Genomic DNA, 12,128 nt, shown 5'->3' on the forward strand with positions numbered 1-12,128 from the left:
CTATCTAACAAATTTCAGGGTTAAGCTTTCAACAGTGTCCATATCCCAATGCCGATAAATCCTACCCCGGCAAGATAGTGCAGATGTTTTGTACTGATATATTGGGCAATCACCCCACCCAGCAACACCCCTATGGCCGAAGTCAATATCAGTGCCAATGAAGCGCCGAAAAATATAGTCATTTTGCTTACTTCCTTGTCTGCCGCAAATAGCATAGTGGCTAATTGAGTCTTATCCCCTAATTCAGCAATAAACACAGCAGTAAAAACAGTGAACAATAATTTGTAGTCCATTTTAAAAAATATTTTTGGGTCACTCCATCCGTAGCTCAAGCTGGATTTTTCAACCGGTATACTCAACTCCATTTTGACTCAAGCCAACAAGATTGATATTGGTCTCATTCATAGCGGAATCGGCCGCTAACACCAACAGCTCAGCCTGAGCCATGGAGCCTCCATTGCCTTGCAATAAACCAACATAGAAATCTCGCTCCTCTGCTGAAGGCGGTGCACCCACTACGTTTTGGTAAACCAAGTTGACAAAATCAGCATTGCTGGACGAACCTGCTAGCGAAGCGAACAGCGGGGTATCGATGGCTAACTGACTGACTTCCAGCATCGACCGACCACCATCAAATAGCTGTAAGCCGATAGTCACGAACTCAGGGGTAATGTTCTGTGTGTCAAAGGCCGCTCCGATGAGGCGCACCGTATTGCCAGCAGCTTGGCCCTGAGCAAGATCAAATGCCAGATTTTTGTCCTGGAAATCGAACCGTTCCATGTTGACGAGCGTGTCGTTACCTTCCGGTCCGCTCACACTGAAGCCGGATGCAGTTGCGTTGATGCCAAATGCCGAGCTGCTGCCGCTATAGACCGCAGTATCAGCACCAGCTCCCCCATCCAGAGAATCATCTCCTCCAAGGCCGTTCAAAAAATCGTTCCCGGCAGTGCCAGTAAGAGTGTCAGCGCCATCAGTCCCAACCATTAAATTGCCTTGGTCAGTGCCATCGGTCCCAGCTATTAAATTGCCTTGAACGGTTCCCGTTTCGCCCGCAAAATTTTTGGGTGAGTTAACCGCGATGGCACCATTGCGGTCGATTGAGTTCGTGCCATCAAGTGGTAGCGCATTGTAAGTGACCGTATCGACATCTGCAAAATTGACAGTTGCGCTACCATTGGTAAATAAAAATCCGGCAGGAATAATAAAATCCGGCGTGGCAACGCCCAAATTAGCGAAGCCTTGTGTTGCGATCAGTACGGTCGTGTTGGCAGTAGAGGTATTAGCAAGATTGGCAGGGAAGCTGAAAGTGTTGGTTGCGCTACCTTGCGTAACAGAAATACTCTGATTGATCCAGAATGATTCTGCATTAAAATCACCCACTGACATTTCTATAAACTGAATAGAACCGTCTGAATTCGAATAAAGTTCGTTGATGCGGTATAGGTGAAATGACATAAAGCCCTCCTTAACGATTGAATGGTGAGAGATTTTATTGGACTTTCTCAGAGATTGGGAATAAATCTATTGCGCAATCCGGAAAGCCGCATCGGATGGTGCTTGTGCTTTGCCCCTTTTCTTGGCATGTGACTGCGTCAAAAGTTTGTTTTGTCGTTTCTGCGTTACGTCTACCTTGCTTCTGATCATTCGCTGCGATTTTTTAGTGAGACTTCGCTTTAGCGAAACTGTGTTTTAGCGAAACTACATTTTAGCGAAACTGCGTTTTCAAAAGTTTCCAATTGATGAGAACAATTTGATGAATAAAGGTCTCATATTTTATATAAAGATAACCTGGCGTTTTGGATAGATAGGTTGAATATTTTTAACTGATTGATGTTATTCCATTTCTAAATCAAAACCGACTTTGTCGGCTTCGCCTTGCCGTATTATTTATACTGTCTGCGGCTCGCCTTCGCGTCATTTTTGATTTAGAAATGGAATAAGGTAATGTGACACAAATAATTTTCTGATTTTTCGGTCAGAATGGATGATATTAAAAATAGCTGGAACTCGAATATGCGATAGTAACTCGTATTAGTTATTAAATTAATCTTTTAATTACTTATGAGACCGCGTGCCCATCTTATCATTAACGCAAAATCAGGAGTTGGCAAAGGCTCAACATTAGCTCAAGAGTTTAAAAACATCTGCAAGGAGCTTAATTATGAACTTGTCGAGTATATCATACATTGCCCTGAGGAGCTTGAACAACAAAGCCAAATTGCCGTAGAGCGGGCATTGAATACCTGCGATGTTGTGATAGCTGCTGGAGGTGATGGAACTATTCGTAGTGTTGCGCAAGCAGCGTATGGGAAAAATGTACGCTTTGCCGTTGTGCCTTTTGGGACCTTTAATTTCTTCGCACGTGCCCATCATGTTCCTGAAGATCATCTGGCCGCATTCCGCCTAGCACTCACAGGCGTGCCTCGGCCAGTAAGATTAGGTTTAATAAATGGGCAAGTTTTTGTGATTAATGCTAGCTTAGGTTTGTATGCTAAAGCTATTAAAGATCGCGAACGCAGTACCAACCGTTTTGGTCGATATCAGTTAGTAGTTATTATTTCGACAATCCTGAGCTTTTTTAGTAAACACCGCTTACTTAAAGTAGATCTGCTTACTGGAGATAAACTGGATACGGTATACACTCCAATGATTTTTATTGGTAATAATGCCTTGCAATTACGAAATCTTGCTCTGAATGTCGCTCATTGTATGAAGGCTAATCTTTTAGCGGTTGTCATGATGAAACCGATCACTAAATCTGAAATTACCAGAATCATTTTAAGAGGCATATTTAAAACTCTAGAAGATGAAGAAAATCTTGATACTTTTTGCGCTGATTCTCTCATTATTCATACACGTAAGCCTTCAAATCTGGTTGCCTTGGATGGGGAAATCATGAAAATGAATTCGCCTCTTCATATCAGTGCTCTACCAGGAGCACTCAACATGGTCTTACCGACCCAGGCATCATTGACCAGCGAGCCTTTAAAATGAGTTTATTGCGAGTGGCTCATCTTTCTGATCCCCATTTTGGGACCACTCGTTTAGAAGTGGTCGATGGGCTACTTAACATTTTAAAAGAGATTCAGCCAACCTTAGTTCTTCTGACAGGTGATATCACTCAACGAGCACGGGCTAATCAATTTAAAGCCGCCAAAGATTTTGTTGATCTGCTTGGATCAGCGGCTGTAATTGCCGTGCCTGGCAATCACGATATTCCACTCGGAAATATTTATGCGCGCATTTTTCATCCCTACAAGGGATATGAAAACATCTTTAAACAAAAATTAGAACAAAATATTGTTTTGGAGGACCTCTGTATCACATGCTTAAATTCGACCAGTCGTTGGCGGCACGTACAAGGTGACTTTCAAAATTCCTACCTTGAGAAACAGTTTCAGGAAAGTTATTCTCACTGTAAAGTACGCATCGTCGCATTTCATCACCCCATGGACTGCGCTAAACATGTAGATGATAAAAATCTACTTAAGGGGCGTAATAAGGCCATTGCTCTTTTTGAGCGCCATAATGTAGATATGATTGTTTCCGGCCATATTCATCATCCTTTTATAAGCTTATCTGAGGATCGCTATCCGCATATTCAGCGAAAAATGATTCTTTCTGTGGCTGGCACTTGCCTTTCGTCGCGGACTCGAGCTGGCGCTCCAAATTCTTTTAATATGATTGAAATCAATACGGATCTGGTTCCTAGCATTACATTAACCCGTTTTGACATGGACTTATGGTTTCATTTTAGCCCCAAAGAAACCCACCGTTTTAGCCGCGATGCCACCTTAAGTTGGAATCACGATTTATCTTTTCAAGAGGGGGAGAATCTGACTGAATACCCAAGGCAATGACTGAGGATGAGGAATCATATCTCCACAGAAAAAGTCTAATCCCCATTTCAAATCAAAAAGACGCAAAAGCGAACCACAGACAGTATAAATAATACGGCAAGGTATAGCCGACAAAGCCCGTTTTGATTTAGAAATGGAATTAGCGATTAGAAGATAATATTCTCCTTGACCAGCGGGAGTGTCAAAAGGTAATGTTCACCTTCACTCAATTGCAGCATATCTTTCAAATTAATCATTTTGAGGAAGAAACCGGAGCTTGACTATGAAAAAAATAACTTTACTCTTCGCAACGATAGGATTAACAAGCTTGGTGAGTTGTGCCAAAACTGATAATTACACTCCCCCGGCGACAGCCAGTGGTGAGGAGATATTCAGCCTGAACTGTACTAAATGCCACAAACCGAATACTGATGGGAGTGTGTTGGTGTTGGACCCTGCCATGGCAAATAAAGACGCCATCATCAAAAAAGTACAGACAGGTAGTATGGGCATGACTGCCTTCCCTAACATCCAGGGCGAGCCAGCGGATCGTTTGGCGGAATACGTGCTCGTCAATAGCAGAACCAAGTAAATCGATTGTTTAACCTGGCTATTTTACTAGAACCATTCTGATGAAATAGTCAGGTTAAGTATAGTTTATGTTCGATTGACAAATGGAAGTGAACCATCAATTGTTATTCTGATTTTTCTTCTGAAGTAGAAGAACCTCGTATTTCAACATGATTCGTTTCAACTTGGCTGGTTGCAGGCATGGAATGCTTTTTGCGGCGAGTCAACTGGCTAATCACCACGAAAAAGAGCGGCACAAAAAAGATGGCAAGAAAGGTAGCGGCTAACATGCCGCCGAACACGCCGGTTCCGATGGAATGCCGGCTTGCAGCACCCGCGCCAGAGGCAATCACCAGTGGAAACACACCCAAAATAAAGGCCATGGATGTCATGATAATGGGTCGAAATCGAAGACGTGCCGCTTCAAGCGCAGCTTCGACTAAAGGTTGACCCGCTGCATAACGTTGATTGGCAAACTCGACGATCAGAATCGCATTCTTGGCGGCGAGCCCAATCAGAGTGATGAGTCCGATCTGGAAATAAATATCGTTGCTCAGGCCGCGCGTCCAGATAGCCAGCAGTGCTCCCAGGACACCAAAGGGTATCGCCAGAATGACAGCAAATGGGATGGACCAACTTTCATATAAGGCAGCCAGCACCAGGAAAACCATGAGCAACGCAAACAAAAATACTATCACGGCTTGCCCGCCGACCTTACGCTCCTGGAAGGAGATACCACTCCAATCGAGCGTGTAGCCTTTCGGTTCCAGGATTTCCTGTGCTATTTGCTCCAGTGCGTCCAGCGCTTGTCCTGAACTATAGCCGGGTGCAGCACTTCCCAATACGAGTGCGGAATTGAAGCCGTTGAAATGAGTAACCGGATCCGGCCCGCTGCTGAACTCAGTGGTCACCACCGAGTTTAGCGGAATCATGGACTGAGTATCATCACTGCGAGCGCGCACATAGATTTTGCTGATATCATCCGGATTGGAGCGATATTCAGGTAGGGCTTCGGTTTGTACGCGGTAAATACGGCCAAATTTTACAAAGTCGTTGATATACAGATTGCCAAAATAAGCCTGCATAGTATCGAACACTTCAGAAATAGGCACACCCAATGCTTTAGCCCGCTCCCGGTCTACCTGGGCATAGAGTCGAGGCGAGCTTACCCGGAAATTGGTGCCTGCCACCGCGATCGCAGGATGTGCCAGGGCCTGCGTGACAAATTCCTGAGCCGTTGTTGCAAATTCGGCAAAATCACCTCCGCTGGGATCCTGCAATTGAACCGTAAAGCCACCGGTGGTGCCTAATCCGCTGATGGAAGGCGCATTAAATGCCAGAATTAAAGCTTCAGGAATTTTGGCAAACTCCTCAAAAGCCCCTGCAATCAGACCGGGCACCTGCTCCTCGGCATTTTTGCGCGTATCCCAATGATGTAACGGGACAAACATTGTTGCCTGATTCGTTCCCCGGGTACCGAACACAAAATTCTGTCCAGCCAATGTATCGGTTGAGTGAACGGCAGAAATCGACTGGAAATAGCGCTCTACCTTATTCAGAACCTCGGTTGTGCGTGCCAGAGAAGCCCCATCCGGCAACTGGATAACCGTAATAAAATAACCCTGATCTTCTTCCGGCAGAAAACTCCCCGGGGTGATCTTAAACAAACCCAGAATAACGAATAGCAAGGCCAGAAAGATGGTCATGGACATCACCGAACGCTTGATGATAGCCCCGACAGTGCCTGCATAGCGTACTTGCACCCAATCAAACAGCCGGTTGAATAGCTTCCAGAATCCCCCGGGCGCACCATGACCTGGTTTAAGAACCAGCGCACACAAGGCAGGGCTAAGAGTCAGTGCCACGAAGCCGGAAATGATCACAGAAAGCGCAATGGTAATGGCGAACTGCTTATACAATTCACCCGTAATTCCTCCCAAAAATCCCACCGGTACAAATACGGCAGTTAGCACCAGCACAATCGCAATCACCGGGCCGGTTACCTCCTCCATGGCTTTTTTTGCCGCTTCGCGGGGTGACAGCCCACCTTGGGTCATATGGCGCTCGACATTCTCTACCACTACGATGGCATCATCCACCACGATACCGATCGCCAGTACCATGCCGAAAAGGGTTAATGTATTGATTGAGAACCCCAGCGCCGCCATCCCGGCAAGTGTGCCAATGAGTGAGATCGGAACCGCGACAGTTGGAATGATGGTCGCTCGCCAGTTTTGCAGAAAAATAAAAACAACCAGAATCACCAGCAACGTTGCTTCAACAAGAGTTTTCACCACCTCTCTAATGGAAACATCGATAAATATGGTTGTGTCATAGGGAATATCGTACGATACACCGGCAGGAAAACTTTTGGTCAGCCGATCCATTTCCTGACGTATCCGTTTTACTGTATCGAGTGCATTCGCCCCGGGAGAAAGAAAGGTTAAAAGAAAGGTATTGGGTTTGCTATTCCATCTTCCCTCAAGATCATAGGACTGGGCTCCCAGCTCTATACGCGCGACATCGCTCAACCGCACCATGGAACCATCAGGATAGGCACGCACAATCATGTTTTCAAATTCCTTGACCTCGCTCATGCGACCGCGTGTAATGACTGGAATAGTCAGCTCTGTTGCTTTAAGTAAGGGCTCACGGCCTATCCTGCCAGCTGGAAAATCGCGATTCTGGTCGCGCACAACAGTTGCAATTTCAGTTGGGGTCAGATTAAGCTGCGCCATACGGATAGGGTCGAGAATGATTCTCATGGAATAGTTCTGCCCGCCGAAGATAATGGCGTCGCCCACACCCGGCAGCCGCTTGATATTATCGATAATCCGCAGCAATGCATAGTTTGAGAGAAAAACATTATCATGCTTGGGATCAGTCGAACTCAACGCAATGACCGCTAACAAATCAGGCGAAGTCTTTTTTACGGTGACACCCTGGCGTATGACTTCGGCAGGAAGTTGGGGTTCGGCAAGACGTTGCCGGTTCTGCGTTTGCACCTGGGCAATATCAATATCCGTGCCAATCTCGAATGTGAGTTTCAACGTCATATGCCCATCATTCGTGCTGGTGGATTCGTAATAGAGAAGATTATCGATGCCGGGTAGTTGCACTTCAATGGGTCGTGCTACAGCTTCTGCCACCACCTCTGCGCTGGCGCCAGGATAATCTGCATCAATCTGCACCATGGGAGGAGTAATTTGAGGAAACTGCGCAATCGGCAAGGCCTGTAAAGCAACCAAACCAACTACCACAATAATGATAGAGAGAACCGATGCAAAAATGGGCCGGTCAATGAAAAAGTGTGAGCTCATGGCATGTTATTCCATTTCTAAATCAAAACTGACTTTGTCAGCTAAACCTTGCTTGCGGCCTTGCCGTATTTTTGATACTGTCTGCGGTTCACCTTCGCGTCATTTCTGATTTGGAAATGGAATGATAGGTGACTTGTTCTTCGGAAGAAATCGAAGAAGAAATGCTTTCGTTCTGCATCTCCATAACATTTACTCGCGTTCCTGGCAGGATGCGATGAAACCCGCCGACCACCACGCGTTCGCCGACCTGCAAACCGGAGTCAATCAGCCATTCATCGCCATGCCAAGTGCTAGCCTGAACTGGCCTTAGCTCTGCTTTCTCTTCTTTGTCAATCACATAAACAAATGAGCCGGTCGTTCCCTGCTGCACAGCACGCTGCGGGATGAGAATAGCATTCGTTCGAATATAACCCTTGAGGCGAATCTTGACAAATTGGCCAGGAAAAAAGTAGGAGCGTCCCGGCGCTTCTTTCCCTTCCGGATTGGGAAATTTGAATCGACCTTGCAACGTACCTGTTTCAGGTCGTAAAGCGATGTCGGCAAAATCGAGCATCCCTTCCTCCGGATATACACTTCCATCAGAAAAAATCATCATGCCCCTTAATTGAAAAATATCAGGTCGCTGAATTTTTTGCTCGGCAAGTTCACGGCGGCGGCGCAGCAGATAACTTTCAGGAACGCTCACATTCACATACATGGGATCCAGCTGATCGATGGTAGCCAGCAAGGTCGTCTGGGCAGAGATCAACCGCCCTTCGTAGAATTGGCTTCGACCGATGCGACCACTTACAGGCGCAGTAATCAGAGTATTGTCCAGATCGAATTTCGCTTTGACCAGATCATTTTGTGCAGCTTCCAGCGCAGCTTTGGCTGCCAACACCTCGGCCTCGGCATCATCAACATCCTTTTTGCTGACAGCCTGTTTTTTAAGCAGCGGTTTCACACGCTCCAAATCATTTTTAGCCTGGGTCAATCGAGCCTGGGCCTCGGCTACTTTGGCTTTACTGCTAAGGTAAATGGCTTTAAATGGCACGGGATCAATCAAGTATAGCCGGTCTCCTTTTTTAACATCCCGGCCTTCAGTAAAAGAAACTTTTTTAATGATCCCACTTACCTGTGATCGAATCTCCACTGGACGGAAGGCTTCAGTTTGCCCAATGAATTCCGGTTGATCCTCAATCGTTCGTGCAGTCACCGTCATGACTTCCACCTGAGGAACAGGCGGTGATAAATCGGTAGATGGTTCCTCGGCACAGCCAGCAAGCAGGATCAGGCATAATCCTACACTCATGCTTGTTACGGCATATCCAGCACGAGCGATGAATACGGCTAACCTTTGGATCGTTTGGTACATAGACTCAGACTCCACTCTTAGTTCTTATTCCATTTCTAAATTAAAACTGACTTTGTCGGCTAAACCTTGCTTGCGGCCTTGCCGTATGATTGATACTGTCTGCGGTTAGCCTTCGCGTCATGTTTGATTTAAAAATGGAATTAATTATTCTTATTAACGAAAGGGTCTTCAAAAAATCAGCTTCTGCAAATACTCAACTTCACTGCTTGAACAATCGTTTCTCATCATGGTAACCATCCTCCACCCAAGGCTTTGTAAAGTTGAACGACTGACACCAGATGAAGCCGGTGGCTTGCCATGAGCGCGAATTCGGCATCGAACAGAGTGCGCTTGGCCAGAAGCACATCAACATAGCTGGTAATCCCTCCTTGGTAACGAAGATCAGCGGTACGTAAAGCTGAGCGAAGCGCCTCGACCTGCTCTTGTTGTGCCTTACGCTGTTCGTTGGCTGTGCGAATCGCTACGAGTGCATCTTCCACCTCTTTGAACGCGACCAGAATGGTTTGTTCGTATTGTGCCAATGCCTGTTTCGCCTGCGCTTCTGCAGCGCGTTGCAGAAAACCCAGGCTTTGTGCATTCAGTAGTGGGCCTGCCAGCCCAATTCCACCCACGCCAAATTCGCTATCCGAAAGCAATAAATTAGACAATGACGGGCTCGCTACACCGAGGAAACCCGTTAATGAAATTTTGGGAAATCGTTCCGCTTTGGCTACCCCGATCCTGGCAGTGGCCGCAGCTAAGGTTTGTTCTGCCTGAAGAATATCAGGGCGTCGTTGCAATAACTCGGAAGGCAGGCCGGCCGGTATTTCAGGCGGTATCAGCTGCTCTGTAAGCGAACGCCCACGTACAATCGATATCGGATTTCTTCCCAGCAACACACTGAGTTCATTTTCTTTCTGAATCATCAACCGATCAAGCTCTGCCACCCGGGCAGCGGCATTAGCCCGCTCCGCCTCAAACTGATCCAGATCAAGACGGGAAACGACCCCTTGTTGCAACTGTGCCCGGGAAATGTTAACTGACTCTTCCCACGAAGACAATGCCCGCCTGGCAATATCCAATTGCATATCAAATTGCAAAAGGTCAAAGTAGGCTTGCGCCACCGCGCCGACTAATGTTAGCACGACAGCACGCCGGTTTTCCTCACGTGCAAGGAGATCCGCACGCGCAGCTTCATTAGAGCGACGGATCCTGCCCCAGATATCCACCTCCCAATTCAGGGTGGTCTGGCCAAAATAATTAAAAGCTGACGGAAATCCGGGAGGAGCAAATCCCCCGAGCTTGCCAGCTACTGGGGCATTGGCTGACACGTCCATTTTCGGCAGAAAATCCATGCGGGCAATATTTAGGCGAGCTTGAAGCTCCTCAACACTGGCCACAGCTTGTTTCAGGTCTTTATTTTCCAGCAAAGCCTGATTGATCAACTGGCGGAGTTCTTCATCCTGCAAAAGCTCCCACCAGGAAAGATTGGCAATAGACTGCCCCTCCGTCTCCGTCATACGAAAATTATCAGCAATGTCGATACGAGGCCGTGCATAGTCAGGTCCCATGGCACAGGATGCGAGCCACAGAATCGGCAGCAGCCACACCATGCGGCACCAACTGTTCCAGCAGTAATAGCGTTTCATCCCTAATAAACAGGATATCAGGAATGCTTGGCTGAATCTAACAAAAGCCACGTGGATTATATCTACCCGTTTAAAATTCATTATCGCAGCAGTGACTATTTTCCAAAACAAAAGCGTACTTTGAATGCAGCAGCAAGCCATTTGCTGTTTGTATTTCCCAGGAAGCATAAAAAAACCCAGCCATATCTCTGTCACTCTCCTTTACCTTATTAAGATGGATTGGTCGTGACAGTGATCATCCAGCTAACACCAAAGCGGTCGGTGAGCATACCAAAGCACGGGGACCAGAACGTCTTGGTCAGCGGCATCTGTACTTGACCACCATCGGCAAGTGCGGCAAAAGCATGATCAGCCTCAGCTTCTGTCGGTACACTAAGCGATAGGGAAAAGCCGCTGAAACTCATCCCTTCCTGGCATCCGTCGGAAGCCATCAATGTAGTTGCGCCGATACGGAAAGTGGTGTGCATGATTTTGTTTTCAAAGCCTGGCGGTAGCATGCCAGATGGTGGAGGTTCAGGGCTGTCTTTGTGGCGCAACAGTATATCTACCTGGGCACCGAGTGCTGTACGGTAGAAATCGAGGGCCTCTTCGCAACGTCCACCGAAAAACAGGTAAGGCTCGATAAATGTGTTTGGCATGTTCGTTCCTTGAATTTAAGATTGATCAATGATCACTTGCTTCGCTAGATAAATTTCTCCCGGCTTGCCTTATTCCATTTCCAAATCAAAAATGACGCGAAGGCGAGCCGTAGACAGTATAAATAATACGGCAAGGCGAAGCCGACAAAGTCAGTTTTGATTTGGAAATGGAATTACGCCCGCCACATAGGCGCTCCTGCTTAAGCGTGCACCAGTGTCTTGAAACCACCGTATGCCATTTTCTTGTAATCAAACGGCTGATTAGCTGGATCACACATTTCCTTCAGGCGAGGATCAGCCATAACTCTTGCGTTTACGGCATCACGATGTTCGCGGGATTCAAACACGATCCACGCGAACACTACGGTATCATCAGGACCTGCATTGGCTATCTTCATAAAAGACAGCATATCCTTGACCTTCAGATCGTCGCCGATGCATTCCCAATAATCGAGCGCACCGTGCTCTTTCCAGATCTGGCTCGCCTGCTCAGCCATACGCTTGTAATCATTAATCTTGTCTTTCGGGAGGGGGATCACAAATCCATCTACATAATTGCTCATACTATGGTTTCCTTTTAAATAAAGGTGATTCAGATAAAAGTGTATTTCTATTGCCCACAAAGTGATAGGAAAATCCATTTTTCTTTGTCTTGATCAGAGTATTCATTTTGCTAGGAATCACCTAGTATATCGTTTCACAAAAATAGATACATTATGCGGCAAAATCGAAGTTGCGCCATCGGTAGATAACTGGTGCAGCATTCATCTCTGCAATGC

The 12,128-nt window shown here is 46.6% G+C and carries 10 protein-coding genes; 3 read left to right on the plus strand and 7 right to left on the minus strand.

The window, feature by feature from the left end; all coding sequences use genetic code 11:
- Positions 1 to 20: 20 nt before the first annotated feature.
- Both BM122_RS14160 and BM122_RS14165 read right to left on the minus strand, forming a co-directional pair.
- Positions 21 to 365: a TMEM165/GDT1 family protein gene (locus BM122_RS14160; protein WP_256212075.1), complete on the minus strand. Its 345-nt coding sequence runs from the start codon at positions 363 to 365 to the stop codon at positions 21 to 23.
- On the minus strand, positions 343 to 1,455 hold the full coding sequence (locus tag BM122_RS14165) for a DUF4214 domain-containing protein (protein ID WP_074906184.1): 1,113 nt from the start codon (positions 1,453 to 1,455) through the stop codon (positions 343 to 345). The genes BM122_RS14160 and BM122_RS14165 overlap by 23 nt, the downstream gene beginning before the upstream one ends.
- 606 nt (positions 1,456 to 2,061) lie before the next feature.
- On the opposite strand from BM122_RS14165, the gene BM122_RS14170 reads away from it, so the two are divergent.
- From BM122_RS14170 to BM122_RS14180, 3 genes are all read left to right on the plus strand, one after another.
- On the plus strand, positions 2,062 to 2,994 hold the full coding sequence (locus BM122_RS14170; protein WP_074906185.1) for a diacylglycerol/lipid kinase family protein: 933 nt from the start codon (positions 2,062 to 2,064) through the stop codon (positions 2,992 to 2,994).
- Positions 2,991 to 3,860 (plus strand): metallophosphoesterase family protein, encoded by an 870-nt coding sequence (locus tag BM122_RS14175; protein ID WP_074906186.1) that lies wholly within the window; start codon positions 2,991 to 2,993, stop codon positions 3,858 to 3,860. Before BM122_RS14170 ends, BM122_RS14175 begins: the two co-directional genes overlap by 4 nt.
- A 262-nt stretch (positions 3,861 to 4,122) precedes the next feature.
- Entirely contained in the window at positions 4,123 to 4,431 is a 309-nt protein-coding gene (locus tag BM122_RS14180) for a c-type cytochrome (protein ID WP_074906187.1), read from the plus strand.
- A 103-nt stretch (positions 4,432 to 4,534) separates the two neighbouring features.
- Here BM122_RS14180 and BM122_RS14185 read toward each other — a convergent pair whose 3' ends face one another.
- From BM122_RS14185 to BM122_RS14205, 5 genes are all read right to left on the minus strand, one after another.
- Entirely contained in the window at positions 4,535 to 7,729 is a 3,195-nt protein-coding gene (locus BM122_RS14185) for a multidrug efflux RND transporter permease subunit (RefSeq protein WP_074906189.1), read from the minus strand.
- Positions 7,730 to 7,817: 88 nt separating this feature from the next.
- A complete protein-coding gene (locus BM122_RS14190) occupies positions 7,818 to 9,083 on the minus strand; it encodes an efflux RND transporter periplasmic adaptor subunit (RefSeq protein WP_074906190.1) in 1,266 nt (421 codons plus the stop codon).
- Positions 9,084 to 9,307: 224 nt separating this feature from the next.
- Positions 9,308 to 10,711, minus strand: a complete 1,404-nt coding sequence (locus BM122_RS14195) for an efflux transporter outer membrane subunit (protein ID WP_074906201.1) — start codon at positions 10,709 to 10,711, stop codon at positions 9,308 to 9,310.
- A gap of 209 nt (positions 10,712 to 10,920) precedes the next feature.
- Complete coding sequence (locus tag BM122_RS14200; RefSeq protein ID WP_074906192.1) at positions 10,921 to 11,349, minus strand: VOC family protein; 429 nt, start codon at positions 11,347 to 11,349, stop codon at positions 10,921 to 10,923.
- Positions 11,350 to 11,549: 200 nt separating this feature from the next.
- On the minus strand, positions 11,550 to 11,912 hold the full coding sequence (locus BM122_RS14205) for a DUF1428 domain-containing protein (protein ID WP_074906193.1): 363 nt from the start codon (positions 11,910 to 11,912) through the stop codon (positions 11,550 to 11,552).
- Between the last annotated feature and the right edge of the window lie 216 nt (positions 11,913 to 12,128).

This window comes from Nitrosomonas communis (assembly GCF_900114745.1).
Lineage (GTDB): Bacteria > Pseudomonadota > Gammaproteobacteria > Burkholderiales > Nitrosomonadaceae > Nitrosomonas > Nitrosomonas communis_A.

Excerpts from the sequence above, each read along its gene's own strand:
- BM122_RS14195 (WP_074906201.1), bottom strand. The coding sequence starts at position 10,711 with ATGAAACGCTATTACTGCTGGAACAGTTGGTGCCGCATGGTGTGGCTG.
- BM122_RS14170 (WP_074906185.1), top strand. The coding sequence starts at position 2,062 with ATGAGACCGCGTGCCCATCTTATCATTAACGCAAAATCAGGAGTTGGC.
- BM122_RS14180 (WP_074906187.1), top strand. The coding sequence starts at position 4,123 with ATGAAAAAAATAACTTTACTCTTCGCAACGATAGGATTAACAAGCTTG.
- BM122_RS14205 (WP_074906193.1), bottom strand. The coding sequence starts at position 11,912 with ATGAGCAATTATGTAGATGGATTTGTGATCCCCCTCCCGAAAGACAAG.
- BM122_RS14175 (WP_074906186.1), top strand. The coding sequence starts at position 2,991 with ATGAGTTTATTGCGAGTGGCTCATCTTTCTGATCCCCATTTTGGGACC.
- BM122_RS14160 (WP_256212075.1), bottom strand. The coding sequence starts at position 365 with ATGGAGTTGAGTATACCGGTTGAAAAATCCAGCTTGAGCTACGGATGG.
- BM122_RS14200 (WP_074906192.1), bottom strand. The coding sequence starts at position 11,349 with ATGCCAAACACATTTATCGAGCCTTACCTGTTTTTCGGTGGACGTTGC.
- BM122_RS14185 (WP_074906189.1), bottom strand. The coding sequence starts at position 7,729 with ATGAGCTCACACTTTTTCATTGACCGGCCCATTTTTGCATCGGTTCTC.
- BM122_RS14165 (WP_074906184.1), bottom strand. The coding sequence starts at position 1,455 with ATGTCATTTCACCTATACCGCATCAACGAACTTTATTCGAATTCAGAC.
- BM122_RS14190 (WP_074906190.1), bottom strand. The coding sequence starts at position 9,083 with ATGTACCAAACGATCCAAAGGTTAGCCGTATTCATCGCTCGTGCTGGA.